Origin of the sequence: Rhizobium sp. Root1212 (genome assembly GCF_001424985.1) — a bacterium.
Lineage (GTDB): Bacteria > Pseudomonadota > Alphaproteobacteria > Rhizobiales > Rhizobiaceae > Pararhizobium.
This window is the reverse complement of sequence record NZ_LMDA01000025.1, coordinates 179,625-205,024: the sequence shown is the minus strand read 5'-3', so window position 1 is coordinate 205,024 and position 25,400 is coordinate 179,625. Positions and strand designations below refer to the sequence as shown.

Sequence of the window (25,400 nt, the reverse complement as noted above, 5' to 3'; positions counted from 1 at the left end):
CTTTTTCGGTCGGCTCTTCAGCGCCTGCCGCGCGGCGCGCGGGTTCCCGGCATCTTGCGGGCGGAGCGGCGGCCAGCCTTGTGGAAGGAGCGGATCGCCGTCGGCATCTTGCGGCCTTCGCTGATCATCTCGAACCGCAGCGCGCCGGCCAGCGGCACGGCTTCGACGAGCTTTACCTTGACGTCGTCGCCCAGCCGATAGCCCAGCCCCGTCTTTTCGCCGGAAAGCGCCTGATGAGCCTCGTCATAAACATAATAGTCGCGTCCGAGGGTAGATATAGGCACGAAGCCATCGGCGCCATAGGTCGGCAGGGTGACAAAAAGTCCCGCCTTGGTAACGCCGGAGACGCGTGCGTCGAATTCCTCGTTGACTCGACCGCTGAGGTGGTGGGCGATCAGCCGGTCGACCGTGTCGCGCTCGGCGGCCATTGCCCGGCGCTCGAACGTCGAGATTTCGGCAGCAATGTCCTCCAGCGCACCTTCCTCGGCCGGCGTGATGCCGCCCTCGCCAAGCTTCAGCGTCGATACAAGCGCCCGATGCACGATAAGGTCGGCATAGCGGCGGATCGGCGAGGTGAAATGCGCGTATTTCATCAGGTTGAGGCCGAAATGCCCGATATTTTCCGGGCTGTAGACCGCCTGGCTTTGCGAGCGCAGCACCATCTCGTTGACCATGGTCTCGAAAGGCTGGCCTTCGGCTTTCGAAAGAATGCCGTTGAAGTGGTTCGAACGAATGCTGCCGCCCTTGACGAGAGAAAGATCGAGCGTCGCCAGGAATTCGCGCAGCGTCTCCTGCTTAGCAAGCGAGGGCGCATCATGGACACGGTAGACCAGCGGCTGCTTCTTCACTTCCAGCGTCTCGGCAGCCGCGACGTTGGCCTGGATCATCATCTCCTCGATCAGTTTGTGGGCGTCGAGGCGATCGGGAACATGGACGCGATCGACCGTTCCGTCCGGCTTCAGAATGATCTTGCGTTCGGGCATGTTGAGTTCAAGCGGCTGGCGGCGGTCACGGCCGCGCGTCAGAATGGCATAGGCGTCCCACAGCGGCTTCAGGATCGTATCGAGGATCGGCCCGGTCTTGTCGTCGGGATTGCCGTCGATGGCGGCCTGTGCCTGTTGGTAGGAGAGCTTTGCCGCGCTCTTCATCATGATGCGGTGGAAGGTATGGCCGGCCTTGCGGCCTTCCTTCGAAAACCGCATGCGCACGGCGAGCGCCGGCCGGTCGACGTTTTCCTTCAGCGAGCACAACTCGTTGGAAATCCGCTCCGGCAGCATCGGCACGACCCGATCCGGGAAATAGACGGAATTGCCGCGCTTCAGCGCCTCGTTGTCGAGCGCCGATTTCGGCCGCACATACCAGGAGACATCGGCAATCGCGACGGTGACGATCACGCCGCCGGGGTTTTCCGGCGAGGGGTCTGGTTCCGCATGAACCGCGTCATCATGGTCCTTGGCGTCGGCCGGATCGATGGTGATAAGGGGAAGGCTGCGCCAGTCCTCGCGATGGGACATGGTGGCAGGGCCGGCGGCCTCCGCCTCGCGGATGACGCTGTCGGGGAAGATATAGGGAATGCCGTGGGCATGGATGGCGATCATGGAGATCGCCTTTTCGCTGGCGACCGAGCCGATGACAGATTTGACGCGGGCGCGCGGCAGGCCGAAGCGGCCCGTGCGCACAACCTCGACATCCACCAGATCCCCTTCCTTGGCCTCGCCAAGGCCGTCCGCTTCGACCTGCAACTCCTCGCCGCGCTTGTCGATCGGCAGAATGCGTGCCGTGCCATCCGTCAGCAGGCGGACGACGCCGAGAGAGGCGTTGTTGTTGCGGCGCTTGTCGAGAATCTTGACGATACGGCCCGTATAGGACGGGCCGCCGCGATCCTTTGCCGGGAAGATTTTGGCCAGCACCCGGTCGCCGATGCCGCCGACGGGCATCTTGCCCTTGGCCTTTGCGACGGTTGACTGGCGAATCAGCACGGCAGGCGCGACGCCCGCATCCTCCGGCCATTCCGCCGGGCGGCCGATCAGCTCCCCATCCTTGTCGCGGGTCGTGATATCGAGCACGGTCACCGGCGGCAGGGCGCCGGGGCGCACCAGCGACTTGCGCTTCTTCTCGACCAGCCCGTCCTGTTCCAGCTCGCGCAACAGCGCCTTCAATTCGACGCGGTGCTCGCCCTTGAGGCCGAAGGCCTTGGCGATTTCGCGCTTGGAAGCCCGGTCCGGGTTTTCGGAGATGAAGCGCATCAGCACGTCGCGCGGCGGAATGGCGCCGTGGATGATCACATCCGGGTCCTTCGGCAGCGATGCAAGCTTGGCGGCGCGGCCGAGCCGAACCGTCGATTTCACGGGCCGTTCGGTTCGGTCGCGGGGAGGTCTCGTCACAGTCAGCCTTTCTTGGCCTTAGGCGCGGCTTTTGCCTTGGTCGCGGTCGTCTTCTTGGCGGCCGCCTTCGGCTTCTCAGCTTTTTCCGCTGCAGCCTTCGGCTTGGCCGCAGCTTTTGCCTTGGGCGCAGCCTTTGCCTTCGGTGCCTTGACACCGCTCTTGGCCGCGCGCTCGGCCAGAAGCGGGATCGCCTCTTCGAGCGTCACCGATTGCGGCTCCTTGCCCTTCGGCAACGTCGCATTGATCTTGCCCCAGTTCACATAGGGACCATAACGCCCGTCGCGAACGGTGACCGCGCCACCTGCTGGATGCTCGCCGAGTTCCTTCAGTGCCGCCTGGGCCGCACCGCGGCCGGCGCCGGCCTTCGACTGCTTGTCGGCGAGAACCGCAACGGCACGGTTGAGGCCGATCGAGAACACGTCCTCGATGCTCTCCAGATTGGCGTATTTGCCATCCGAGAGAATGAACGGCCCATAGCGGCCGAGGCCGGAGGAGATCATCTTGCCGGTTTCGGGATGCGCGCCGATATCGCGCGGCAGCGAGAGCAGGGCGACCGCCTTTTCGTGATCGACCGTTGCGGGTGTCCAGCCCTTCGGCAGGCTGGAGCGCTTGGCATCCTTGCCGTCGCCACGCTGGACGTAAGGTCCGAAGCGGCCGCTGCGCAGGGTGATTTCTTCGCCCGTATGCGGGTCCTTGCCGAGCGACTGCGGTTCGTTCACGGCTGCTGCTTCTTCGCCGTTGCTATCGGAGGACAGCTGGCGGGTGAAGTTGCATTCCGGATAGTTCGAGCAGCCGACGAAGGCGCCGTACTTGCCGAGCTTCAGCGAAAGCTTTCCGGTGCCGCAGACCTGGCAGATGCGCGGATCGCTGCCGTCCTCACGCTTCGGGAAGACGAGCGGCGCCAGTTCCTCGTTCAGCGCGTCGAGAACGTTGGTAACACGCAGTTCCTTGGTGTCTTCGATCTGTGCGAAGAAATCCTTCCAGAAGTCGCGCAGAACGTCCTTCCAGTTGAGTTCGCCGGCCGAAATCTGGTCGAGCTTTTCTTCGAGCGATGCCGTGAAGTCATATTCGACATAACGGGCGAAGAAGCTTTCGAGGAAGGCGGTGACGAGACGCCCCTTGGCTTCCGGGATCAGCTTGCGCTTGTCGATGGTCACATATTCGCGGTCACGCAGGGTGGCGAGCGTCGCGGCATAGGTGGAGGGCCGGCCAATGCCCAGCTCTTCCATCTTCTTGATCAGGCTTGCTTCCGAGTAGCGCGGCGGCGGTTCGGTGAAATGCTGGCTGGCATTGATCTTCTGCTTGGCCAGTTTTTCGCGGGCGTTGATTTCGGGCAGACGGCCTTCGTCATCCCCGTCGTCGCTCTGTTCGCCGTCTTCCTTCTGGTCGGTATAGGCGGCGATGAAGCCGTCGAAGCGGATGACCGAGCCGACAGCGCGCAAACCAGCCTTCTGGCCGCCGTTGTCGGCAAGGATTTCGACCGTTGTGCGCTCGATCTCGGCGGACGCCATCTGGCTGGCGATGCCGCGTTTCCAGATGAGGTCGTAGAGGCGCAGTTGGTCGGCGTCGAGGTAGCGCTTGACCTGGTCCGGCGTGCGGTTGAAGTCGGTCGGGCGGATCGCTTCGTGGGCTTCCTGGGCGTTTTTCGCCTTGGTGGTATAGATCCGCGCCTTGTCCGGCACGTAACGGGCGCCGAACTGGTCGCCGATCGCGGCGCGGGCGGCATCGATCGCCTCCGGTGCCATCTGCACGCCGTCGGTACGCATATAGGTGATCAGACCGACGGTTTCGCCGCCGAGATCGAGGCCCTCATAGAGCCGCTGCGCCACCTGCATGGTGCGCGAGGCCGAAAAGCCGAGCTTGGAGGAAGCGGCCTGCTGCAAGGTCGAGGTGGTGAAGGGCGGCGAGGGATTGCGCTTGACCGGCTTTGCCTCGACGGTGTCGACGACATAGCTTGCACCTTCCAGCAGCGTCTTCAGGCGATTGGCGTCTTCGCCGTTGCCGACCGAGCGTGCCTGCAAGCGCTTGCCGTCTGCCGAAACCAGCCGGGCCTCGAATTCGTCACCGCGCGGCGTCTTCAAGAGCGCGGAAATGTTCCAGTATTCTTCCGAAACGAAGCGTTCGATTTCACCTTCACGGTCGCAGACGAGGCGCAGCGCCACGGACTGCACGCGGCCGGCCGAGCGGGCACCCGGCAGCTTACGCCAGAGAACCGGCGAGAGGTTGAAGCCGACGAGATAGTCCAGCGCGCGGCGGGCGAGATAGGCATCGACCAGCGGAACGTCGATATCACGCGGATTGGCCATCGCATCGAGAACGGCCTTCTTGGTGATGGCGTTGAAGACCACGCGCTGGACTGGCTTGTCGCCAATCAGCTTCTTCTTTTTCAGAAGATCGAGCACGTGCCAGGAAATCGCCTCTCCCTCGCGATCCGGGTCGGTTGCGAGGATCAGGCCGTCTGAGGCCTTCAGCGCCGCGCCGATGTCGTTTACGCGCTTGGCGGACGCGCTGTCGACTTCCCACGACATGGCGAAATCCTCGTCGGGCAGCACGGAGCCGTCCTTGGCGGGAAGATCACGCACATGGCCGAAGGAGGCCAGCACCTTATATCCAGGCCCCAGATATTTATTGATGGTCTTTGCCTTGGCAGGCGATTCGACGACGACGACGCTAGTCATATTCCTGGAACAACCATTTGTACGCGCGCTGCAACTCGAATGCGCGCTTGAAAGAGAGTAGCCCCGACATGGACAGGGATTCGTCCGGGGTCAAGTGCCCGAGGGAAAATTAGCGACACACAACGCTATGCAACCTATGCGTAAATACGTTAATATTGCAATTATAGATATTGGTGCTATCGTTCCTGAAGTGTACCGAGTCAGGAAGACATTGGCTAGAATCATGGCGTGCCGGGTTTGCTCGCGCCGCCCAACAGAGCTGCTGGTTGTGACGAGCAGAGAAAGAATGCGCTGCCGATGATGTCGAAACAGGAAGTGGACGATCTGCCGGAAGCCCCATCGCCCGAGATCATTATCTATATCCGGCACATGCTGGGTGAGCTCAGAACCATGGCCTCCGGGCAACGGGAAGACATGCTCGTCTATCTCATCGAGATGGCGGCAGTAGAGGCCGGCGATATCGTGTCACGTCGCCGGGCATCGTCATAGGGTCAGGTCCAGAGAGACCAGACCGCCGACATGGCGGTGAAGACGACCTGCCAAATCCAGTTCCAACAGTATGAGATAGACCGTAGATGCCGGCGCGCCGGTGTGGCGGATTATGTCGTCGATATCAACCGGCGTGGGGCCGAGTGCATCGACGATTGCGGCCCGCTCGTCATCGCTTGGCGGCGCTTGTGGCGGCGGCGCCGTGTTTTCGGGTTCCTCGGCTTGCTGTTGCGAAAAGAGATCGATCCGGCTGATGGGCGCAAGGACTTCGAGGATATCGCGGGCCTCTGACGTCAGGGTCGCACCGTCCTTGATCAGCCGGTTGGTGCCGTGGCTGCGCGGATCGAGCGGCGAGCCCGGCACGGCAAAGACGATCCGCCCGAAATCGGCGGCATAACGGGCGGTGATCAGCGATCCCGAGCGTTGCGCCGCTTCGACGACGAGAAGGCCGAGCGAAACCCCGGCGATCAGCCGGTTCCGGCGCGGAAAATCGCGGGCGCGGGGTTCCCAGCCGAGCGGCATTTCCGTAATGGCAAGCCCGTTGCCGCCGGTGATCTCGTCGAGAAGCCGGACGTTTTCAGGCGGGTAGGCGCGGTCGAGCCCGCCTGCGAGCGCGGCGATCGTGCCGGTTTCAAGGCTGGCGCGGTGGGCCGCCGTATCGATGCCGCGGGCAAGACCGGATATGATGGCATAACCGGCGCCACCAACTTCGCGGGCCATCATCGCGGCGAACTTGCCGCCGGCGATCGACGCGTTGCGCGAGCCGACAATCCCGAGCGCGGGCAGGGCGGCGGTCTGGAGACGGCCCTTGATGGTGAGAAGCGGCGGTGCGCCTTCGATCTGGCGCAGGGCAACAGGATAGTCGGGCTCGCCGATGCCGACGAAACGCGCACCGAGGCGGGACGCCATCTGCATTTCCCGTTCCGCTTCGCCGGGCGTTGCGACCCGGATGCTGCGGGCGGAACCGCCCCGGCGCGAAAGCTCCGGCAGCATGTCCAACGCCGTTTCGGCCGATCCGAAATGATTGATGAGATCGCGGAAGGTGGCGGGGCCGACATTGTCGCTGCGGATCAGCCGCAGCCACGCCAGCCTTTGTCTTTCCGTCAGCGCAATTCCCGTTCGTTCCGCGCTGACATCAGACATTCAGACCCCTATCCCTTGTCGCCTATCCGGCTTTCCGTTCCTGCCAGGAGACGCTGGATGTTCGCTTTGTGCTTGATCCAAGTAATGAGCGTCATGATGGCGAAAAGGATGGCCGGTTTGGTATCCCCGATAGCGTAGGATACAACCGGAACGACAAGAGTTGCAACCAGTGCGGCGAGCGATGAATAACGGCTCAACTTGGCAAACAAAAGCCAGACGGCAGCAAAGACCAGCACCATCAGCGGCGCGACGCCGAGCAGGACGCCGATATAGGTCGCAACGCCCTTGCCGCCCTTGAACCCCAGCCATACGGGAAAGAGGTGCCCGATGAAGGCGGCGAAGCCGGCGACGAGGGCCGCATCCAAACCCCAGAGATATTTGGCGACGAGCGCGGCTGCCGTTCCCTTCAGGGCATCGAGCAGCAGCGTTGCGGCGGCAAGCTTCTTGTTGCCGGTTCTCAAGACGTTGGTCGCGCCGATATTGCCGGAGCCGATCTTGCGCACGTCGCCGAGGCCGGCCATGCGCGTCAGGATCAGCCCGAAGGGTATGGAGCCGAGCAGGTACCCAAGGACGGCGCTGACAGCCGTCAGGGCCGGGCTCAATTGCCAAAAATTGCTTTCCACCACGTCCTCCCGCCGTCACGTCTCAAAGGGCGTGAACCAGTTTTCCCGCAACATAGGTTTGAACCACCCGGCCGGTAAAGCGGGCATTTTCGAAAGGCGTGTTCTTCGAACGCGAGACGATCGCGGCCTCGGAGAGTATCCACGGTTCGTCGAGATCGATCACCGCGATATCCGCCTTGGCACCGGGCTTTAGGGTGCCGGCATCGAGACCGAAGATGGCGGCTGGGCGGGTCGAGAGCGCATCGACGAGGCGCATCAGCGGTACCGAGCCATCGTGATGGAGGCGCAGGGCGGCCGCCAGCAGCGTTTCGAGGCCGATCGCACCGTCGGCGGCATCGGCAAAGGGCAGGCGCTTGGTATCGACATCCTGCGGGTCGTGCGAGGAAACGATGATGTCGATCGTGCCCTTCGCCAGCGCCTCGACCATCTTCACCCGGTCGTCTTCGCCGCGTAGCGGCGGCGAGAGCTTGAAGAAGGTGCGGTATTCACCGATGTCGTTTTCGTTGAGCGTCAGGTTGTTGATCGAGATGCCGCAGGTGACGTTGGCGCCGCGCGTGCGGGCAAGTTCGATCGCGTCTGCCGATTCGGGTACGGAGATGCTGGCGGCATGGTAGGCGGCCCTGGTCAGGCCCGCGACGCGCAGGTCGCGCTCGAGCGGGATGATCTCCGCCTCGCGGGGGATGCCGGAAAGTCCGAGCCAGCTTGCCAGCAGCCCTTCGTTCATGACGCCGCCGGCGCCCAGATACCGGTCACGGGTTTCGAGCGCGATGACCGAGCCGAATTCGCGGGCGTAGGTCATGGCGCGGCGAAGGACGAGCGTGTCGTGGAGGCCATGGCGCCCATTGGTGAAACAGACGGCGCCGGCCTCGCGCAACAGGCCGAATTCCGTCATTTCAGTGCCCTTGAGGCCCTTCGTCAGCGCTGCTGCAGGATAGACGTTGACCACGGCCTTGTCGCGCGCGTTCTTCTGCATGAATTCGACAAGGGCGATATCGTCGATGACCGGATCGGTATCCGGCATGGCGATGAAGGAGGTCACGCCGCCGACAGCTGCGGCCCGCGAGGCTGATTCGATTGTTTCGCGGTGTTCCGCGCCGGGTTCGCCAACGAAAACGCGGGCATCGACAAGTCCGGGAACGGCGACGAGGCCGGTGCAGTCCTTGATTTCGGCGCCTTCTGGCGCGCCCTGATTGGCCGCATCCTTGCCGGCTGCGACGATCACGCCATCTGTAACGATGATGGTGCCAACTTCATCGAGGTTCCGCGACGGGTCGATGATCCGGATATTGGAGAGAACGATGGACTGGCTCATGCGAACGGCCCTCCCTTTTCAGAAAGTTGGGGATTCTGAGAAAGAAGCAACGTTTCCATGACCGCCATGCGCACGGCGACGCCCATCTCGACCTGCTGCTCGATCACGCTCTGCGGACCGTCGGCGATTTCGGAGGCGATTTCGACGCCGCGGTTCATCGGGCCTGGGTGCATGACGAGGGCGTCTTCCTTCGCCGCTTTCAGCTTCTCGGCATCCAGCCCGTAATAGCGGAAATATTCGCGGACGGACGGAACGAAGGCGCCGGCCATGCGCTCGCGCTGCAGGCGCAGCATCATGACGACATCGGCGCCCTTCAGGCCTTCTTCCATGGAATGGTAGACTTCGACGCTCATATTGGCGATGCCGGAAGGTAGAAGCGTTGCCGGTGCGACAACGCGGACGCGCGCGCCCATCTGGTTGAGAAGCAGGATGTTCGAGCGGGCAACGCGCGAATGCAGCACGTCGCCACAGATGGCGACGATGATGCGCGACAGCTTGCCCTTGGCGCGGCGGATCGTGAGCGCATCGAGCAGCGCCTGCGTCGGGTGTTCATGTTGGCCATCGCCGGCATTGACGACCGAGCAGGAGACTTTTTGCGCCAAAAGCGCAGCCGCACCGGCGGAGGAGTGGCGAACCACCAGCACGTCCGGGTGCATGGCGTTCAGCGTCATCGCCGTGTCAATCAGCGTTTCGCCCTTTTTCACCGAGGAATTGCCGACCGACATGTTCATCACGTCGGCGCCGAGGCGTTTGCCGGCCAGCTCAAACGAGGATTGCGTGCGCGTCGAAGCTTCGAAGAACAGGTTGATCTGGGTGAGACCGCGCAAAGTGGAGGTCTTCTTTTCCCGCTGGCGCGAAATCTTGACGGCTTCGTCGGCGCGATCGAGCAGGGTTGTGATGTCCTGCTCACTCAGGCCTTTGATGCCCAGCAGGTGGCGATGCGGAAAGAAATCCATGTGGACCCGCCTCATGATGTGGAGTTTGGGGGTCTATAAAGGCTGCATCCGGGAGCGGCAAGGCGGCAAGCGGATATTCGCCGCGCCATCACACGCTTTTGCGTGCCTTTTTCGGAGGGAGCCGCAAATAGTTGCGCGTAGGCCGGATATCGGGATGCGACGCTGTTCCTAACGCCAGGAAGTTAAGCTAGAAACCCGGCATGACTCTGAACCGGACCGAACAAAAACTTGCCGAACTGAACCAGCCGAAACTCTGGTCCGGTATCAATGCTTTCCGTACCGACCCGTTGGTAGTGGATATTTCCGCCTCGATGCCGCGGCCCCTGCGCGACGATTTCGAGGCGATCGGGCGCTACGTCACCTCGCCCGAGGCGCAGGATCTGGCGCGCATGGCCAATGAGGGTGTGCCGAAGCTCCGGACCCATGGTCCGCGCGGCGAACGGCTCGACGTGGTGGAATTCCACCCGGCCTGGCATGCGCTGATGCGCCGCTCGATGACCTCGGGCCTGCACGCTTCGGCTTGGGAAAACATCGCCGACGAGAGTGGCCGTTCCCACAAGGCGCGCGCCATGCGCTTTTATCTGACGGCGCAACTCGAATGCGGCCATCTCTGCCCGCTGACGATGACGAGCGCCGCCGTTGCCGCGATCACCGCGTCGCCGGCCGTCCAGAAGGAATGGGCGCCGAAAATCCTGTCGCGCAAATATGATTCGTCCAACCGTCCCTGGATGCAGAAATCTTCCGTGACCATCGGCATGGGCATGACGGAAAAGCAGGGCGGCACCGACGTCCGCGCCAACACGTCGATGGCCGAGCGGGTGGGTGAGGGCATCTACCGCCTTTCCGGCCACAAGTGGTTCATGTCCGCGCCGATGAGCGATGCCTTCGTCATGCTGGCGCAGACCCGCGAGGGACTGGGCTGCTTCCTCGTGCCGCGTCTTCTGGAAGACGGTTCCGCCAACGGCCTCCGCTTCCAGCGGCTGAAGGACAAGCTCGGCAACCGCTCGAATGCCTCGTCCGAGGTGGAATTTTCCGAAACTTTCGGCTTCCTGCTCGGCACGCCCGATGCCGGCATTCGCACCATCCTCGACATGGTGACGCTGACGCGGCTCGATTGCGCGCTGGCCTCTGCCGGCATGATGCGCGCTTCGCTGGCCGAAGCCGTCCACCATTGCCGCGGTCGAAAAGTGTTCGACAAGCCGCTGGTGGCCCAGCCGATGATGACGCGGGTTCTCGCCGACATGGCGCTGGACGTGGCGGCCGCGACGGCATTGTCGTTCCGGCTGGCGGAAGCCTTTGACCGGGCGCGCGACAGCGCCGAGGACGCGGCTTATGCCCGCATCATGACGCCGGTTGCGAAATACTGGGTCTGCAAGATCGCCCCCAGCCTGATCGCCGAAGCAATGGAATGCCTCGGCGGCAGCGGTTATGTCGAGGAGCGGCCGATTGCCCGCCACTACCGCGAGGCCCCGGTCAATGCGATCTGGGAAGGCTCCGGCAACGTCATGGCGCTCGATGTACTGCGCGTCCTGACGCGCGGCAAGGAGTTGTTCGATCTCCTGTTCCAGGTCATCAGCCGTGATCTCGGCCCCGCCGCCCGCAAGACGGTGGATGTGCTGAAGGCCGCCATGTCGCTCTGCGAACGCGACGAGGGCGCCGCCCGAATGCTGGTCGAGCAACTGGCGCTCGCCGCGGCTGCGGCCGAACTCTACCGCATTGGGGCAGGGCGCATCGCCGATGCCTTCCTCGAATCGCGGCTCGCCGCCGGCTGGCGCTCCACCTACGGCATGCTCGATTCGCGGTTCGACTCCTCATACATCGTCGATCTGCTCTACCCGCCGGTGGGGTGAGACCAACGGCGCAAGGGCCGCGCCGCCGCGCGCGCCCTTGGATATTAACCTTAACAAATGGTTTACGTTGCGCGGTGACGGTTAACGGGCAAGAGTGCCCGGACTGTTAACAATACCGGCAATGGAGCGGGTTCCGTGCGAACTGGCTTGATGATCATCATGATGATGTTTTTTGCGGGCCTTGCGCTCGACCTGACCGTGCCTGCCGTCATTCTCGGCGGCGCGATGCTGCTGGATGCAGCAGGCAGGATGATGGCGCGCAGCTATCGGCCGGCTGAAATGGAGGGAACCGCATGAAGTGGCTTCTGATCCTCTGGGCTGCCCCGGTCACGCTTTTGACCACGTGGTACAGCCTTTCCTACTACGACATGAACTTCGGCATCTTCATGCTGACGCGGCAGGTGCATGATCTGGTCTTCCAGATTTACGGCCATGTTCTGGGCGTGCCGCCGGAAACCATTCCGCCGCTCGTCGCCCGCGCCATCGCCTTTGACAGCCTGATCGTCTTCGCGATCATCGGCTGGCGTAAACGGCGCGAAATCCGCGCCTGGTACCAGCGTCGGTTCGGTGCGCCTCAGTCTTCCGTGTCGGAAGAGGCGGCCCTTCCGAGCGTGACCAATCTGTCCAGCGCGCCCTGAAGAATGAAGGACGCGGCCGCCGAATCGATGCGTTCGGCGCGCTTGCGGCGGGAAACATCCATCTCGATCAGCACGCGCTCGGCCGCGACGGTCGAAAGCCGCTCGTCCCAGAAGACGAAGGGAATATCCGTCTTCTGGCCCATGTTGCGCACGAAGGCGCGCGTCGCTTGAACGCGGGGGCCTTCCGAGCCATCCATGTTGACCGGCAGGCCGATGACGCAGGCTGCGATCTTTTCTTTTTCGATAACCGAAAGCAGCGCCTCCGCATCGATACCGAACTTGATGCGCTTGATGACCTCGCGCGGCGTTGCGAACCGTCGCCCGAGATCGGAAACGGAAATGCCGATCGTCTTCGTGCCGAGGTCGAGCCCCGCGATCGCCTGTCCGGGTTGTAGCTGGGCAGCGAGGTCTTCGATGGTCAGAACAGCCATTTGATTTGCCGATTCGATCCTCTATTGATGCTTTCCTGATCCATATGCTTCCCGCACATTAAAATCGACAGGAGTTCCATCATGAAGATCACATGGCTCGGCCATTCGGCCTTCCGCATCGAGACGGCCAAGGCGAAAATTCTGATCGATCCCTTTTTCACCGGCAATCCATCCTTCCGCGACGAGACGCGCAGGGACGCGACGGCAGGCCTCACCCACATCCTGCTCACCCACGGCCATGGCGACCATGTCGGCGATACGATCGCGATCGCGAAGGAAACCGGCGCCACCGTCGTTGCCAATGCCGATCTCGCCGCATGGCTGGGAAGCAAAGGCGTGTCGAAGCTCGAAATGGGCAACACCGGCGGTACGATCCATCTCGGCGGTTTCTCCACCACCTTCGTCAACGCCCTGCATTCCTCGGCGCAGATCACAGAAGACGGCGTCTCCCACGCGCTCGGCAATGCCAACGGCCTCGTGCTGCATTTCGAGGACGAGCCGACGCTCTATCATATGGGCGACACCGATATCTTCTCCGACATGGCGTTGATCAACGAGCTGCATCAGCCGGAAATCGGCCTCGTGCCGATCGGCGACCGCTTCACCATGGGCGGTGCCGTCGCGGGACTTGCCTGTCAGCGCTTTTTCAATTTCGGCACGGTCATTCCCTGCCATTACGGCAGCTTCCCGATCGTCGACCAGACGCCGGAAACCTTCGTCAGCGCCATGGAAGGCGCTTCCGTCACGGTGGAAACGCCGGCCGTCGGCACCCGTGTAGAGATCTGATCGCCGATTCCCCCGTTGCACCGCCGCGCCGCGGCCATTATAGCGGGGGAAATATCCTTTAAGACCGGAGCCATTCCATGTCCGTAGATCTCGCCACCGTGAAGCGCGTCGCGCGTCTTGCCCGCATCGCCGTCAGCGAAGACGAAGCGCAGCGCATGATGGGTGAGCTGAACGGCATCCTGGGTTTCGTCGAGCAGCTTTCGGAAGTGGATGTCAGCGGCGTCGAGCCGATGACCTCTGTAACCCCGATGGCGATGAAGAAGCGTGAGGACGTGGTCAGCGACGGCAACAAGGCGGATGACGTCGTTGCCAATGCGCCGGTCACCGACCGCAATTTCTTCCTGGTGCCGAAGGTCGTCGAATAGTCGACCTCTCTCCTGCCGCGCCGATTTGAAGTTTTCGAAAGTTCCCTTGCCATGACCGACCTGACCCGCCTGACCATTGCCGAAGCCCGCACCAAGCTTTCCGCCAAGGAAATCACCGCCGTCGAACTGACGGAGGCCTATCTCGGCGCAATCGATGCGGCCAACGGCGTGCTCAATGCCTATGTCACCGTCACGCCCGAAAAGGCGCGCGAGATGGCCAAGGCTTCGGATGCACGTATCGCCGCCGGCAAGGCCGGGGCGCTCGAAGGCATTCCGCTGGGCATCAAGGACCTGTTCGCCACCGAAGGCGTGCACACCCAGGCCTGCAGCCACATCCTCGACGGCTTCAAGCCGCGCTACGAATCGACCGTCACCCAGAACCTGTGGGACGATGGCGCCGTGATGCTCGGCAAGCTCAACATGGACGAGTTCGCCATGGGCTCCTCCAACGAGACTTCCTATTACGGCGTCGTGAAGAACCCGTGGCGGGCGCAGGGCTCGAACCTCGATCTCGTGCCGGGCGGCTCCTCCGGCGGCTCTGCAGCCGCCGTTGCCGCCTTCCTCTGCGCCGGCGCGACCGCAACCGATACCGGCGGCTCGATCCGCCAGCCGGCCGCCTTCACGGGCACCGTCGGCATCAAGCCGACCTACGGCCGCTGCTCGCGCTGGGGCACCGTCGCCTTCGCCTCGTCGCTCGATCAGGCCGGCCCGATCGCCCGCGACGTGCGCGACGCTGCCATCCTCCTGAAGTCGATGGCATCGGTCGATGCCAAGGACACCACCTCCGTCGACCTGCCGGTGCCGGATTACGAAGCCTCGCTCGGTCAGTCGTTAAAGGGCATGCGGATCGGCATCCCGAAGGAATACCGCGTCGACGGCATGCCGGAAGAAATCGAAGCGCTCTGGCAGCAGGGCATCGCCTGGCTGCGCGACGCCGGTGCCGAGATCGTCGATATCAGCCTGCCGCACACGAAATACGCGCTTCCGGCTTACTATATCGTCGCCCCGGCCGAAGCCTCGTCCAACCTTGCCCGCTATGACGGCGTTCGCTACGGCCTGCGCGTCGATGGCAAGGACATCGTCGATATGTACGAGAAGACCCGCGCGGCCGGTTTCGGCACCGAGGTCAAGCGCCGTATCATGATCGGCACCTATGTTCTCTCGGCCGGTTACTACGACGCCTATTACCTGCAGGCGCAGAAGGTTCGCACGCTGATCAAGCGCGACTTCGAGCTTGCCTTCCATGCCGGCGTCGATGCGATCCTGACGCCCGCCACCCCGTCGTCCGCCTTCGGCATTGCCGACGAGGATCTGGCGTCCGATCCGGTCAAGATGTACCTGAACGACATCTTCACGGTGACGGTGAACATGGCCGGCCTGCCGGGCATCGCCGTTCCCGCCGGTCTCGACCACAAGGGTCTTCCGCTCGGTCTGCAACTGATCGGCAAGCCCTTCGAAGAGGAAACCCTGTTCAAGACGGCCCACGTCATCGAGCAGGCCGCGGGCCGTTTCACCCCGGCAAAGTGGTGGTAATCGGCCGCTAAGGCTGGTCAAAAGGCATTCCAGATGGTGTAGTGCGGCTGAAAGGCAGCTGCATGATCACCATTCGCATTGCACGGGAAGACGACGTTATCCCCTTGACGGCAATCGGGCTTTCCGCCTGGCAGACGGCCGTTCTGGGGCTCGTCGATCCCGTGAAGATGCGCCATACGGTGGAAGTCGCGTTTCTCTCTTTTCTACGCAACAACTGGGAACGGGTACTGGTCGGCGAGATCGACGGCGCTCTGGCCGGGTGGGTCGCCTCGGAGCAGGGCGATGGCACGATCACCGACCTGTGGGTAGCGGCTGAAGTTCAGCGGCAGGGGCTTGGTTCGGCCCTACTGGAGCAGATGGAAAACCGCATCGCCGCCATGGATATCGAAACGGCCGAACTCGGCACCCACGCCCGCAACACGGCAGCCGTCGATTTCTTCATGAAGCGCGGCTATTCGGTCAGCTCGCTCTCCACCAGCTATGCCGCAAAACTCGACCAGAATGTCGAGACGATCGGCCTGCGCAAGGTGCTGATCGAGCGGCCCGAGCTGGACGCCGGCTCCAGTCTTTTCAGCTATTCGTGAATACCCGTCCGGTCATTGCCGGACGGGCTTCTTTTATCATCAGCGATTGTTGAGTTCCGAGCGCACCAGCACCAGCCCGCGCTGGGTAATGCGGTAAGGCTTGCCGCCGGAAGACGAGATTGCCTTCTTCCGCTTCAGTTTGCGAAACAGCAGCAGATCGAAGCCCGGATAGAGCCAGCCGTCGCGCGTGTAGCATTTGGCCATGTCGATCTTGCCGTTCGACCGGCTGATTTCGATGCGGCCGCCTTGGGCCATGAGGTGAAGAATACGCTGTTCGTCGCGTGAAATGTCCATTGTCTTGAAGTCCGAGAGGCGTCCGTATGGACGCGTGAAAACGGGCCGGCGCCTGGAGTAAGCGTCGGCGGCTTCGTTTTCGGCCCAGCGCGCAAATGCGATTTGCAGGCAGGGCCCTCAGCGGGACTCGGACTGATTGAACATCAAAACTCCGTTCGGACGCGCCGTTTTTAGGAAAGGGCGCCAGCGTCGTCAACAGGAGACGGCTTCAAGCCTTGCACCCCCATGTCATTTGTTCTACCGAGAGGATCACGATTTCGAGCCTTCAAGAAGAGCAGTCCATGACCCTAGTCGATGTTCGCACCCCCGATCCGAAACGCTTGATCCCCGGCGCCACCGGCGACTGGGAAGTCATCATCGGTATGGAGGTGCACGCCCAGGTCCTCTCCCATTCCAAGCTCTTTTCCGGCGCCTCGACCGAGTTCGGCAAGGCGCCGAATGCCAACGTCTCGCTCGTCGATGCCGCCATGCCCGGCATGCTGCCGGTCATCAACATCGAATGCGTCAAGCAGGCGGTGCGCACCGGTCTCGGCCTGAAGGCGCAGATCAACCACCGCTCGATCTTCGACCGCAAGAACTATTTCTATCCCGACCTGCCGCAGGGCTACCAGATTTCCCAGTTCAAGGACCCGATCGTCGGCGAAGGCAAGATCGTCATCTCGCTCGGTCCGGACCGTCAGGGCAATTTCGAGGATATCGAGATCGGCATCGAGCGCCTGCATCTGGAACAGGACGCCGGCAAGTCGATGCACGACCAGCATCCGACCATGTCCTACGTCGACCTCAACCGCTCGGGCGTCGCGCTGATGGAAATCGTCTCCAAGCCGGACATGCGCTCGTCGGATGAGGCCAAGGCCTATATGACCAAGCTGCGCTCGATCGTGCGCTATCTCGGCACCTGCGACGGCAACATGGACGAAGGCTCGATGCGCGCCGACGTCAACGTCTCCGTCCGTCGTCCCGGCGAAGCTTTTGGCACGCGCTGCGAAATCAAGAACGTCAACTCCATCCGCTTCATCGGTCAGGCGATCGAATACGAAGCCCGCCGCCAGATCGGCATTCTCGAGGATGGCGGCTCGATCGATCAGGAAACCCGCCTGTTCGACCCGAACAAGGGCGAGACCCGCTCGATGCGCTCCAAGGAAGACGCGCATGACTACCGCTATTTCCCCGATCCGGACCTGCTGCCGCTGGAATTCGACAACGAATTCGTCGGCAAGCTCCTGGCCGGCCTGCCGGAACTGCCCGACGACAAGAAGGAGCGTTTCGTCAAGGATCTCGGCCTTTCGGTCTATGACGCCTCGGTGCTCGTCTCCGAAAAGGCGATTGCAGATTATTACGAGGCAGTTTCTGCCGGCCGTGACGGCAAGATCGCTGCCAACTGGGTCATCAACGATCTGCTCGGCGCGCTGAACAAGGCTGGCAAGGACATCGAGGAAACACCAGTGTCGCCGGCCCAGCTCGGCGGCATCATCGACCTCATCAAGGACGGTACTATCTCCGGCAAGCTCGCCAAGGACCTGTTCGAGATCGTCTGGAACGAGGGCGGCAATCCTGCCGATATCGTCGAAGCCCGCGGCATGAAGCAGGTGACCGACACCGGCGCGATTGAAAAGGCCGTTGATGAGATCATCGCCGCCAATCCGGATCAGGTCGCCAAGGTGCAGGCCAAGCCCTCGCTTGCCGGATGGTTTGTCGGTCAGGTGATGAAGTCCACCGGCGGCAAGGCCAATCCGCAGGCTGTGCAGGCGCTCGTCAAGGCCAAGCTCGGCATCGAGGATTGATCGATGTTCTTCGTGCGGACAGCAACGGAACGCGACCTGCCTGCGATCAGCAAGCTCCTGTCCGAGACGAGTCATGCGACCTACGACGCGCTTTATGGCGCAGAGAAGATCGCGGAAATGACGGCGAAGTGGCATTCGGTTCCGGCGCTCAAGGCCAATCTGGCCCGCAAGAAGTCCGAATTCCTCGTTGCCGACAGTGGCAAGACAATCGGCGGGATGGCCTATGCCGCGATGTCCGAGACGCTGCATGAAACCGCCGTGCTGCATCAGCTCTATGTACTGCCGGCCTATCAGCGGCAGGGCATCGGCCGCGATCTGTTCGCTGAGCTTGAAACCTGCTTTCCCTATGCCGGCCACATGAGGCTGGAAGTCGAGGAAAACAATGCAAAAGCCATCGCCTTCTATCAGGCGCATGGCTTTTCGGCCCAGGGTGCCGGCGCACCCCATTGGGGCATTGCGACCCTCGTGATGGACAAGCCGCTCGTCGCCTGATCGCGTCCTTTGGCTTTTCCACTCCCCGTCACATTCCCTTCGCAGACCGGTGCCAGATGTGCCGCGTTCAGCGAAAGGACGCCCCATGGACGCGATCGTCAACACCCTTACCATCCGGCACGCACGCCGCAGCGACCTGCCGGCGATGGTCGCGCTGTTTGCCGATGACGCCCTTGGCGGCCATGGCGACACCACCGACCCGGATATGCTCGAAAACTACGTCGCAGCCTTCGAGCGCATACAGGCGTCGGCGAACGACACGCTCTACGTTGCCGAGATGGTCGGCATCGTCGTCGGCACGTTCCAGACCACCCTCCTGACGTCCCTGCCGGGCCGTGGAAGCTCCAGCCTGCTGGTCGAGGCCGTGCAGACGCGCAAGGACCGGCGCGGGCAGGGCATCGGTGAAACCATGATCCGCTTTGCGATCGATCAGGCGCGGCATCAGGGGCTTGCGAAGGTGCAGCTGACATCCAATGCCGCGCGCACCGATGCCCATCGTTTCTACAAGCGCCTTGGTTTCGAGGCTTCCCATCTCGGCTTCAAACTGCGTTTGAAATGAAGCCCGCGGCGTGGGAAATACTGGACAAGCGGCGGCTTGCGCGGCATAAGCAGGCGAGCAATTCCAGTTATTCCGCGCCGACATGCGCGGCCAAGGACGGACATCATGAAGTCTCTGCTGCAGATCTTTACCTGGTGGAATGGCCAGACCCTCGGAACCCGTTTCCACACCTGGCGATTCGGCAAACGCGTCGGTGAAGACGAGGCAGGTAACGTCTATTACGAAGGCGGCAAGGACTCGGAAGGCCGCACCCGCCGCTGGGTGATCTACAACGGTTACGCCGACGCCTCCGCTATCCCGCCGGGCTGGCACGGCTGGATGCACCATCGCACCGATATTTCGCCGGCTCATGAAAATTACAAAGCCCGCGAATGGCAGAAGACACATCTGCCGAACCAGACGGGCACGCCGAATGCCTATCGTCCGCAAGGCTCGATCAGCAACACCGGCGAGCGTCCGCGCGTGACTGGCGACTACGACGCCTGGACTCCCGGCGCCTGATTGTTTTTCCCGTGAGAAGGGCGTGACTTTGCACGCCCCATTTCTGGCCAATCATGTCTCGGCCACATTTCATCGTTAGCGCCTGATGCCGCAACATCATAACGCGGCGCGCAAGGAAACGGCGATCATGGCAGCTTCACATTCCGATTTCCCGATGCTCCGCAAACGCATTGCGGCGGTGGCATGCGCGATCGGCTCGCTTATGGCTGTTACCGTTCCGGCGCAGGCCGAGCGCCTTTCCAATCCGGTCGCGGTATTTTCCGGCATCGACAAGATTACCGGGCGCATCACCACCTTCGATGTCTATATCGGCGAGACAGTGCAATTCGGCGCGCTGCAAGTGACGCCTCGCGTCTGCTACAGCCGCGACGACACCGAGGCCCAGAAGACGACGACTTTTGTCGAAGTTGACGAGATCACGCTCGACCGCAAGATCCGCCGCATCTTCACCGGCTGGATGTTTGCCGATAGTCCCGGCCTCAATGCCGTCGAGCACCCGGTCTATGACGTCTGGCTGCAGTCCTGCAAGGCGAAGTCCGACCTGCCGCCGCCGGATACGGCTGCAACCCAGTAAATCTCCATCAAAGAAATTTTTAGAATTGCAGGTTCGGCGAGGCCATCGCGCGGGTGAGCAAACCCTCGTATTGCACCTTGGGCACATCGATCGCGCCGAACGTTTTCAGGTGTTCGGTGGTGAATTGCGTATCGAGCAACTTGTAGCCACGTTCGCGCAAACGCTCGACCAGATGCACGAGGCAGATTTTCGATGCATCGGTGCGCCGGGAAAACATGCTTTCGCCGAAAAAGGCAGCACCCAGCGAAACGCCGTAGAGACCGCCGACAAGTTCCTCGCCCTCCCACGCCTCGACCGAGTGCGCATACCCCATACGGTGCAGCGACGTGTAAAGCGAAAGGATCGTGGAATTGATCCAGGTCGTCGGGCGGTCGGGGGCGGAAGCCCTGCAACCCTTCATCACGCCCTCGAAGTCGGCATTGAAGGTGATCTCGAACGGCGCGCGCCGGATCGTCTTGGCAAGGCTGCGGGAAACATGAAAATTATCGAGCGGGATGATGCCGCGAAGCTCGGGCTCGACCCAGAAGATTTCCGGATCGTCTGCCGAATCGGCCATCGGGAAGAGCCCGATGGAATAGGCCCGCAACAGCAATTCCGGCGTGATCACCGGCTGCTTGTCGCGGGACCCTTTCATGCGCGATGCCTCATTCGGCCGCGGACTTGGCCAGGTAGTTTTCCAGCCAGTGGATGTCGTAGTCGCCGTTGGCGATGTCCTGATTGTTGATCAGGTCCTGGAACAGCGGCAGCGTCGTCTTGATGCCGTCGATGACGAACTCGTCCAGTACGCGGCGCAAACGCATCATGCATTCGACACGAGTGCGGCCGTGCACGATGAGCTTGCCAATCAGGCTGTCGTAGTACGGCGGGATACGGTAGCCCTGATAGGCGCCCGAATCGACGCGAACGCCAAGACCGCCAGGCGCATGGAAATGCGTAATCGTGCCCGGTGAGGGGACGAAGGTGCGCGGGTCTTCGGCATTGATACGGCACTCGATGGCATGGCCGGAGAAGACGATCTCGTCCTGCGTAACCGAAAGGCCGCCGCCGGAGGCGACGCGGATCTGTTCGTGCACGAGGTCGATGCCGGTGATGGCCTCGGTGATCGGGTGCTCCACCTGCAGGCGGGTGTTCATTTCGATGAAATAGAACTCGCCGTTTTCGTAGAGGAATTCGACCGTACCGGCGCCGCGATATTTCAACTTCTTCATCGCGTCGGCGCATATCTGGCCGATCTTCATGCGCTGCTCGACGTTGAGGGCAGGCGAGTTCGCCTCTTCCCAGACCTTCTGGTGGCGGCGCTGCAGCGAGCAATCGCGTTCGCCGAGATGGATGGCATTGCCTTCACCGTCACCGACGACCTGGATTTCGATATGGCGCGGCTTGCCCAGGTATTTTTCCATGTAGACCGCGTCGTTGCCGAAGGCGGCAAGCGCTTCCGAACGGGCCGTCGATACGGCCTCCTCGAGATCCGCCTCCGACTTCGCCACCTTCATGCCGCGTCCGCCGCCGCCGGCAGTGGCCTTGATCAGCACCGGGAAGCCGATTTCGCGGGCGATCGCCAGCGCGTTTTCCGGCTTCACTTCGCCGGCGGACCCCGGAACCACCGGAATGCCCAGCGATTTTGCCGTTTCCTTGGCGGTGATCTTGTCGCCCATGATGCGGATGTGATCCGCCGTCGGGCCGATGAAGGTGATGTCGTGCGCTTCCAGGATTTCGGCGAACTTGGCGTTCTCCGAGAGGAACCCGTAGCCCGGATGCACGGCGTCCGCGCCGGTGATCTCGCAGGCGGCGACGATCTGGTGGATGTTCAGGTAGCTTTCGCGCGACGGCGGCGGGCCGATACACACGCTTTCGTCGGCGAGGCGCACATGCATGGCATCCGCGTCAGCCGTCGAATGAACAGCGACCGTGGCGATGCCCAGTTCCTTGCAAGCGCGAAGAACGCGAAGGGCGATTTCACCGCGATTGGCAATGAGGACCTTGGAAATCATCGTTTCACGCCTATTCGAGGATGATCAGGGCTTCGCCGTATTCGACGGGCGTACCATCTTGGACGAGGATATCGACCACCTTGCCGGAACGCGGCGCCGGAATCTGGTTCATCGTCTTCATGGCTTCGATGATCAGGATGGTCTGGCCTTCCTTGACGGTCGCGCCGACTTCGATGAAGGGACGGGCGCCGGGAGCCGGAGCGAAATAGGCCGTGCCGACCATCGGCGAGGTGACCGCATTCTTGTTGTTGCGGGGAGAAACCTCGGCGGCGGCGGCCGGTGCGGCAGCGGCCTGCGCGGCGGGCGCTGCATAAGCGGTCGGAACCGGTGCGGAAACATATTGCGGCGTTCCGGCGCGCGAAACGCGGATGCGCAGGTCGTCCTGCTCGACTTCGATCTCGGTGAGATCGGTCTCGTTCAGGATGTTGGCGAGATCGCGGATCAGCGCCTGATCGATGCCGGATTTCTTGTCAGCCATGGTGAGCCTCTTGTTTTTCTTATTTCGTTTGTTTGGTCAGTGTGTTTAGCGCATTGAGCGCGAGAATGTAACTATGAGCGCCGAAACCGCAGATCACGCCCTTCACGGCGGGGGCGATCATGGATTTGTGGCGGAATTCTTCACGGGCATGCACGTTGGACAGGTGCAACTCGACGACGGGGATTTTGACGGCCTTGATGGCGTCATGCAGCGCGATCGACGTGTGCGTGTAGGCACCCGCATTGATGGCGACGCCGGCGGCCTTGTCGCCCGCTTCGTGAATCCAGTCGACCAGGTAACCTTCATGATTGCTCTGGCGAAAAACAATCTCGACGCCGAGATTCTTGCCTTCCGCGGCGCACATCGCCTCGATATCGGCAAGCGTCTGGCCGCCGTAAATACCGGGCTCGCGCTTGCCGAGCGCGTTGAGGTTGGGGCCGTTCAGAACGTAGATGGTCTCAGCCATGAAGGATTAAAGTCCGAGGATCGTGGGGGTTACCTATAGACCGGCGCTTCCGTGAGGGAAAGCCTTTTGCTCCCCCACGGAATTTGTCCACAAGCGATCGCTTGATCGTCAGCAAACGGTCTTGCCGCAGCTGCGCATGTTGGTGACCTTGGCTTCCAGTTCTTCGGCGCCGACAGCGCCAAAAACCGCCTCATTGCCGACGACATAGGACGGCGTGCCGGTGATGCCGAGGTCGTTGGCGAGCGTATAGGCTTCCTTCACGCCGGCATCCTGCGCATCGCTTTCCATCTTGGCGCGGATATCGGCTTCGGAAACGCCGAGACGGCCGGCAACGGCAATCGCGGTCTCTTCCGTCGCGCGGTCCTCGCCGCCGAGCAACGCCCGGTGGAAATCGCCGTATTTTTCAGGTGCGATCTGGCGGAAGGCGGCGCTGACGCGGTGCGCGGCAAGAGAATCCGGGCCGAGAATCGGCAGTTCCTTCAGCACGAACCGCACGTTCTTGTCGTTTTCGAGGATCGCTTCCATGTCGGACAGCGCGCGTTTGCAATAGCCGCAATTGTAGTCGTAGAATTCGACGATGGTGACGTCGCCCTTGGGATTGCCGAGCGTGACATCGTGCACGGACTGGAAGATCGCTTCCTTGTTACCGGCAATGGCGGCTTCGGCTTGGCGAAGCTGCTCTTCCTGCTGCTTCTTCTTCAAGGACTGCTGGGCCTCGAGAAGGATTTCGGGGTTCGCCACCAGATATTCGCGGATGAACTCGCCGAGTTCCTTCTTGTCCTTGGCGTCAAGGGCATAGGCGCCTTGGGGGAGCGCAGCGCTCGCCGTCAGGAACAGGGTTGCGGCGGCGATGATCTTGCGGGCAGTCGATGGCATGCGTTCCGTGTCCTTCATTGTCGTGCCTGTGTCGTTCAAGTTCGAAGCCGGCCGGCAGAATTGAAAGACATTTCCGGCCCTTATGGCGCGGCAACCGACCATAGGTCGAGCGGGCGTCAAACGAAACCGCAAAATCGGCGGAAGTGCGGCGTTCTCGCACTTGTGAATGGCTTTTTGATCGTGCAAAGCACCGGCAAGGCGACAGGCCGAACGAAATTTGCAAGGAGAACCGCTTTGAAAACGCTATCCCGCCGCAGCGCCGTCGAGCCTTTTCATGCGATGGATGTTCTTGCCGAAGCGACGAAACGGCGCGAAGCCGGCTATCCCGTCATCTCCATGGCAGTCGGCCAGCCAAGCCACCCCGCGCCGAAGGCGGCCCTGGAGGCCGCGCACGCTGCCCTCGCTCAAGGCCGCCTCGGCTATACGGATGCACTCGGCACCAACAGTCTGAAGATCGGGATCGCGAAACACTACAAGACCCGCTACGGCATCGAGGTCGATCCGCAGCGCATCGCGGTGACGACCGGCTCGTCCGCCGGGTTCAACCTGGCTTTCCTTGCGCTGTTCGATCCCGGTGATTGCGTGGCGATCGCGCGGCCCGGCTATCCTGCCTACCGCAATATCCTGGCGGCGCTCGGCCTTACCGTCGTCGAGGTCGAAGCGAATGCCGAGACCGGCTTTACTCTGACGCCGGAAAGCCTTGCTGCTGCTGAGAAAAAAGCGGGATGCCGCCTTGACGGTGTTCTGCTCGCAAGCCCCGCCAACCCGACCGGAACGGTCACCGGCAGAGCCGGCCTGAAGGCGCTTGCCGATTATTGCCACGAGTGCGGCATCGCCTTAATTTCCGACGAAATCTACCACGGCCTGACCTTTGCAGGCGAGGAAACGACGGCCCTGAGCGTTACAGACGAGGCCGTGATCATCAATTCCTTCTCGAAATATTATTGCATGACCGGCTGGCGCATCGGCTGGATGGTGCTGCCGGAAAGTCAGGTGCGCGCCTTTGAGCGCATCGCCCAAAGCCTCTATATCTCGCCGCCGGAACTGTCCCAGATCGCGGCGGAAGCAGCACTGGGCGCCGAAGCAGAGCTTGACGTCTACAAGGCGTCCTACGGCGCCAATCGCGCCTTGCTCCTGAAGCGGCTTCCCGAAATGGGGCTGTCGATCGCTTCGCCGATGGATGGCGCGTTTTACGCCTATGCCGACGTGAGCCGCTTTACCAATGACAGTATGGCGTTTGCGCGGCGCATGCTGGCGGAAATCAATGTCGCGGCGACGCCGGGCTTCGATTTCGACCCGATCGACGGAAACCGCACCATGCGTTTCTCCTACGCCGGTGCGGAAACCGACATGATTGAGGCGTTGGACCGGATCGCCCGCTGGCTCGCCTGAGTCAGCGGCAGACCCGTACCTTGCGCGTGACCGGGTTGCCGAAGGCATCGTGACTTCGCACGGCGCGCACGACGCAGACCGGCTCGAAAGCCGTATCGTAGCTGCGGTAGTAATAGTCATTGTGGAACTGGCGGACGCCGTTGCCTGAAAGCGAAGGCTGAATCAGGCCGACGACCGATGCTGCGGCGAGGGTGGCTGCAAACGTGCCCATGATGTTCGTC

28 protein-coding genes are annotated in these 25,400 nt (G+C 62.2%); 14 read left to right on the top strand and 14 right to left on the bottom strand.

Going from position 1 to position 25,400, the window contains the following annotated elements:
• Positions 1-17: 17 nt before the first annotated feature.
• Both rnr and topA read right to left on the bottom strand, forming a co-directional pair.
• Positions 18-2,384, bottom strand: a complete 2,367-nt coding sequence (rnr, locus tag ASC86_RS22160) for a ribonuclease R (RefSeq protein ID WP_056326435.1) — start codon at positions 2,382-2,384, stop codon at positions 18-20.
• 2 nt (positions 2,385-2,386) lie between these two features.
• Positions 2,387-5,062 carry a type I DNA topoisomerase gene (gene topA / locus ASC86_RS22155; RefSeq protein WP_056326432.1) on the bottom strand — a complete coding sequence of 892 codons (2,676 nt, stop codon included), beginning with the start codon at positions 5,060-5,062 and terminating at the stop codon, positions 2,387-2,389.
• A 228-nt stretch (positions 5,063-5,290) separates the two neighbouring features.
• Between topA and ASC86_RS22150 the strand changes: the two genes are divergently transcribed.
• On the top strand, positions 5,291-5,551 hold the full coding sequence (locus ASC86_RS22150; RefSeq protein ID WP_348270776.1) for a hypothetical protein: 261 nt from the start codon (positions 5,291-5,293) through the stop codon (positions 5,549-5,551).
• Here the strand turns inward: ASC86_RS22150 and dprA are convergent.
• Genes dprA through ASC86_RS22130 form a run of 4 tightly spaced genes read right to left on the bottom strand, consistent with a single transcriptional unit; the run spans position 5,546 to position 9,585 of the window.
• On the bottom strand, positions 5,546-6,694 hold the full coding sequence (gene dprA, locus ASC86_RS22145) for a DNA-processing protein DprA (RefSeq protein ID WP_056326430.1): 1,149 nt from the start codon (positions 6,692-6,694) through the stop codon (positions 5,546-5,548). The two genes, ASC86_RS22150 and dprA, sit on opposite strands and share 6 nt — an antisense overlap.
• An 8-nt stretch (positions 6,695-6,702) precedes the next feature.
• Positions 6,703-7,317 carry a glycerol-3-phosphate 1-O-acyltransferase PlsY gene (plsY, locus tag ASC86_RS22140; RefSeq protein ID WP_056326427.1) on the bottom strand — a complete coding sequence of 205 codons (615 nt, stop codon included), beginning with the start codon at positions 7,315-7,317 and terminating at the stop codon, positions 6,703-6,705.
• Positions 7,318-7,339: 22 nt separating this feature from the next.
• Complete coding sequence (locus ASC86_RS22135; protein ID WP_056326425.1) at positions 7,340-8,629, bottom strand: dihydroorotase; 1,290 nt, start codon at positions 8,627-8,629, stop codon at positions 7,340-7,342.
• Entirely contained in the window at positions 8,626-9,585 is a 960-nt protein-coding gene (locus tag ASC86_RS22130) for an aspartate carbamoyltransferase catalytic subunit (protein WP_056326422.1), read from the bottom strand. The genes ASC86_RS22135 and ASC86_RS22130 overlap by 4 nt, the downstream gene beginning before the upstream one ends.
• 200 nt (positions 9,586-9,785) lie before the next feature.
• Between ASC86_RS22130 and ASC86_RS22125 the strand changes: the two genes are divergently transcribed.
• The 3 genes from ASC86_RS22125 to ASC86_RS22120 all read left to right on the top strand — a co-directional run bounded on the left by ASC86_RS22125 (position 9,786) and on the right by ASC86_RS22120 (position 12,073).
• Positions 9,786-11,435 (top strand): acyl-CoA dehydrogenase family protein, encoded by a 1,650-nt coding sequence (locus ASC86_RS22125; RefSeq protein WP_056326420.1) that lies wholly within the window; start codon positions 9,786-9,788, stop codon positions 11,433-11,435.
• A 135-nt stretch (positions 11,436-11,570) separates the two neighbouring features.
• On the top strand, positions 11,571-11,732 hold the full coding sequence (locus ASC86_RS26130; RefSeq protein ID WP_162245028.1) for a hypothetical protein: 162 nt from the start codon (positions 11,571-11,573) through the stop codon (positions 11,730-11,732).
• The gene (locus ASC86_RS22120; RefSeq protein ID WP_056326417.1) at positions 11,729-12,073 is read left to right on the top strand and encodes a DUF6105 family protein; all 345 of its coding nucleotides are present in this window, start codon (positions 11,729-11,731) and stop codon (positions 12,071-12,073) included. Before ASC86_RS26130 ends, ASC86_RS22120 begins: the two co-directional genes overlap by 4 nt.
• Here the strand turns inward: ASC86_RS22120 and ruvX are convergent.
• Positions 12,010-12,504, bottom strand: a complete 495-nt coding sequence (ruvX, locus tag ASC86_RS22115; RefSeq protein WP_056326416.1) for a Holliday junction resolvase RuvX — start codon at positions 12,502-12,504, stop codon at positions 12,010-12,012. The genes ASC86_RS22120 and ruvX overlap by 64 nt on opposite strands.
• A gap of 81 nt (positions 12,505-12,585) precedes the next feature.
• Here ruvX and ASC86_RS22110 point away from each other — a divergent pair, with 81 nt between their 5' ends.
• The 4 genes from ASC86_RS22110 to ASC86_RS22095 all read left to right on the top strand — a co-directional run bounded on the left by ASC86_RS22110 (position 12,586) and on the right by ASC86_RS22095 (position 15,772).
• Entirely contained in the window at positions 12,586-13,290 is a 705-nt protein-coding gene (locus tag ASC86_RS22110) for a metal-dependent hydrolase (protein WP_056326413.1), read from the top strand.
• A 77-nt stretch (positions 13,291-13,367) separates the two neighbouring features.
• Complete coding sequence (gatC, locus tag ASC86_RS22105) at positions 13,368-13,655, top strand: Asp-tRNA(Asn)/Glu-tRNA(Gln) amidotransferase subunit GatC (protein WP_056326411.1); 288 nt, start codon at positions 13,368-13,370, stop codon at positions 13,653-13,655.
• A gap of 51 nt (positions 13,656-13,706) precedes the next feature.
• Complete coding sequence (gene gatA / locus ASC86_RS22100) at positions 13,707-15,188, top strand: Asp-tRNA(Asn)/Glu-tRNA(Gln) amidotransferase subunit GatA (RefSeq protein WP_056326408.1); 1,482 nt, start codon at positions 13,707-13,709, stop codon at positions 15,186-15,188.
• A gap of 62 nt (positions 15,189-15,250) precedes the next feature.
• Entirely contained in the window at positions 15,251-15,772 is a 522-nt protein-coding gene (locus tag ASC86_RS22095; RefSeq protein WP_056326406.1) for a GNAT family N-acetyltransferase, read from the top strand.
• A gap of 39 nt (positions 15,773-15,811) precedes the next feature.
• Here ASC86_RS22095 and ASC86_RS22090 read toward each other — a convergent pair whose 3' ends face one another.
• A complete protein-coding gene (locus ASC86_RS22090) occupies positions 15,812-16,066 on the bottom strand; it encodes a YjhX family toxin (RefSeq protein ID WP_056326404.1) in 255 nt (84 codons plus the stop codon).
• Between the two features lie 281 nt (positions 16,067-16,347).
• Between ASC86_RS22090 and gatB the strand changes: the two genes are divergently transcribed.
• From gatB to ASC86_RS22065, 5 genes are all read left to right on the top strand, one after another.
• Positions 16,348-17,850, top strand: a complete 1,503-nt coding sequence (gatB, locus tag ASC86_RS22085; RefSeq protein WP_056326401.1) for an Asp-tRNA(Asn)/Glu-tRNA(Gln) amidotransferase subunit GatB — start codon at positions 16,348-16,350, stop codon at positions 17,848-17,850.
• A 3-nt stretch (positions 17,851-17,853) separates the two neighbouring features.
• Entirely contained in the window at positions 17,854-18,342 is a 489-nt protein-coding gene (locus ASC86_RS22080) for a GNAT family N-acetyltransferase (protein ID WP_056326399.1), read from the top strand.
• Positions 18,343-18,427: 85 nt separating this feature from the next.
• Positions 18,428-18,901 carry a GNAT family N-acetyltransferase gene (locus ASC86_RS22075; protein ID WP_056326396.1) on the top strand — a complete coding sequence of 158 codons (474 nt, stop codon included), beginning with the start codon at positions 18,428-18,430 and terminating at the stop codon, positions 18,899-18,901.
• 105 nt (positions 18,902-19,006) lie between these two features.
• Complete coding sequence (locus ASC86_RS22070; protein ID WP_056326393.1) at positions 19,007-19,402, top strand: NADH:ubiquinone oxidoreductase subunit NDUFA12; 396 nt, start codon at positions 19,007-19,009, stop codon at positions 19,400-19,402.
• A 202-nt stretch (positions 19,403-19,604) separates the two neighbouring features.
• Positions 19,605-19,976, top strand: coding sequence for a DUF2155 domain-containing protein (locus tag ASC86_RS22065; RefSeq protein ID WP_244477676.1), 372 nt, complete (start codon positions 19,605-19,607; stop codon positions 19,974-19,976).
• 19 nt (positions 19,977-19,995) lie between these two features.
• Here the strand turns inward: ASC86_RS22065 and aat are convergent, their stop codons facing one another.
• The 5 genes from aat to ASC86_RS22040 form a co-directional block, all read right to left on the bottom strand.
• Positions 19,996-20,610, bottom strand: a complete 615-nt coding sequence (gene aat, locus ASC86_RS22060) for a leucyl/phenylalanyl-tRNA--protein transferase (protein ID WP_056326390.1) — start codon at positions 20,608-20,610, stop codon at positions 19,996-19,998.
• Positions 20,611-20,620: 10 nt separating this feature from the next.
• Complete coding sequence (gene accC / locus ASC86_RS22055; RefSeq protein ID WP_056326387.1) at positions 20,621-21,967, bottom strand: acetyl-CoA carboxylase biotin carboxylase subunit; 1,347 nt, start codon at positions 21,965-21,967, stop codon at positions 20,621-20,623.
• 10 nt (positions 21,968-21,977) lie between these two features.
• Positions 21,978-22,445 (bottom strand): acetyl-CoA carboxylase biotin carboxyl carrier protein, encoded by a 468-nt coding sequence (gene accB, locus ASC86_RS22050; protein ID WP_056326383.1) that lies wholly within the window; start codon positions 22,443-22,445, stop codon positions 21,978-21,980.
• A gap of 19 nt (positions 22,446-22,464) precedes the next feature.
• Positions 22,465-22,911, bottom strand: a complete 447-nt coding sequence (gene aroQ, locus ASC86_RS22045) for a type II 3-dehydroquinate dehydratase (RefSeq protein ID WP_056326381.1) — start codon at positions 22,909-22,911, stop codon at positions 22,465-22,467.
• 108 nt (positions 22,912-23,019) lie between these two features.
• The gene (locus ASC86_RS22040) at positions 23,020-23,787 is read right to left on the bottom strand and encodes a DsbA family protein (protein WP_056326581.1); all 768 of its coding nucleotides are present in this window, start codon (positions 23,785-23,787) and stop codon (positions 23,020-23,022) included.
• Positions 23,788-24,021: 234 nt separating this feature from the next.
• On the opposite strand from ASC86_RS22040, the gene ASC86_RS22035 reads away from it, so the two are divergent.
• Positions 24,022-25,179: an aminotransferase class I/II-fold pyridoxal phosphate-dependent enzyme gene (locus ASC86_RS22035; RefSeq protein ID WP_056326378.1), complete on the top strand. Its 1,158-nt coding sequence runs from the start codon at positions 24,022-24,024 to the stop codon at positions 25,177-25,179.
• A 1-nt stretch (position 25,180) separates the two neighbouring features.
• On the opposite strand, the gene ASC86_RS22030 is transcribed toward ASC86_RS22035, so the two are convergent.
• Positions 25,181-25,390, bottom strand: a complete 210-nt coding sequence (locus ASC86_RS22030; RefSeq protein WP_056326375.1) for a hypothetical protein — start codon at positions 25,388-25,390, stop codon at positions 25,181-25,183.
• Between the last annotated feature and the right edge of the window lie 10 nt (positions 25,391-25,400).

Coding starts and splice junctions, on each gene's coding strand:
- topA (WP_056326432.1), bottom strand. CDS start 5,062: ATGACTAGCGTCGTCGTCGTCGAATCGCCTGCCAAGGCAAAGACCATC.
- dprA (WP_056326430.1), bottom strand. CDS start 6,694: ATGTCTGATGTCAGCGCGGAACGAACGGGAATTGCGCTGACGGAAAGA.
- ASC86_RS22135 (WP_056326425.1), bottom strand. CDS start 8,629: ATGAGCCAGTCCATCGTTCTCTCCAATATCCGGATCATCGACCCGTCG.
- ASC86_RS22130 (WP_056326422.1), bottom strand. CDS start 9,585: ATGGATTTCTTTCCGCATCGCCACCTGCTGGGCATCAAAGGCCTGAGT.
- ASC86_RS22125 (WP_056326420.1), top strand. CDS start 9,786: ATGACTCTGAACCGGACCGAACAAAAACTTGCCGAACTGAACCAGCCG.
- ASC86_RS22120 (WP_056326417.1), top strand. CDS start 11,729: ATGAAGTGGCTTCTGATCCTCTGGGCTGCCCCGGTCACGCTTTTGACC.
- ruvX (WP_056326416.1), bottom strand. CDS start 12,504: ATGGCTGTTCTGACCATCGAAGACCTCGCTGCCCAGCTACAACCCGGA.
- ASC86_RS22110 (WP_056326413.1), top strand. CDS start 12,586: ATGAAGATCACATGGCTCGGCCATTCGGCCTTCCGCATCGAGACGGCC.
- gatC (WP_056326411.1), top strand. CDS start 13,368: ATGTCCGTAGATCTCGCCACCGTGAAGCGCGTCGCGCGTCTTGCCCGC.
- gatA (WP_056326408.1), top strand. CDS start 13,707: ATGACCGACCTGACCCGCCTGACCATTGCCGAAGCCCGCACCAAGCTT.
- ASC86_RS22095 (WP_056326406.1), top strand. CDS start 15,251: ATGATCACCATTCGCATTGCACGGGAAGACGACGTTATCCCCTTGACG.
- ASC86_RS22090 (WP_056326404.1), bottom strand. CDS start 16,066: ATGGACATTTCACGCGACGAACAGCGTATTCTTCACCTCATGGCCCAA.
- gatB (WP_056326401.1), top strand. CDS start 16,348: ATGACCCTAGTCGATGTTCGCACCCCCGATCCGAAACGCTTGATCCCC.
- ASC86_RS22080 (WP_056326399.1), top strand. CDS start 17,854: ATGTTCTTCGTGCGGACAGCAACGGAACGCGACCTGCCTGCGATCAGC.
- ASC86_RS22075 (WP_056326396.1), top strand. CDS start 18,428: ATGGACGCGATCGTCAACACCCTTACCATCCGGCACGCACGCCGCAGC.
- ASC86_RS22070 (WP_056326393.1), top strand. CDS start 19,007: ATGAAGTCTCTGCTGCAGATCTTTACCTGGTGGAATGGCCAGACCCTC.
- ASC86_RS22065 (WP_244477676.1), top strand. CDS start 19,605: ATGGCTGTTACCGTTCCGGCGCAGGCCGAGCGCCTTTCCAATCCGGTC.
- aat (WP_056326390.1), bottom strand. CDS start 20,610: ATGAAAGGGTCCCGCGACAAGCAGCCGGTGATCACGCCGGAATTGCTG.
- accC (WP_056326387.1), bottom strand. CDS start 21,967: ATGATTTCCAAGGTCCTCATTGCCAATCGCGGTGAAATCGCCCTTCGC.
- accB (WP_056326383.1), bottom strand. CDS start 22,445: ATGGCTGACAAGAAATCCGGCATCGATCAGGCGCTGATCCGCGATCTC.
- aroQ (WP_056326381.1), bottom strand. CDS start 22,911: ATGGCTGAGACCATCTACGTTCTGAACGGCCCCAACCTCAACGCGCTC.
- ASC86_RS22040 (WP_056326581.1), bottom strand. CDS start 23,787: ATGCCATCGACTGCCCGCAAGATCATCGCCGCCGCAACCCTGTTCCTG.
- ASC86_RS22030 (WP_056326375.1), bottom strand. CDS start 25,390: ATGGGCACGTTTGCAGCCACCCTCGCCGCAGCATCGGTCGTCGGCCTG.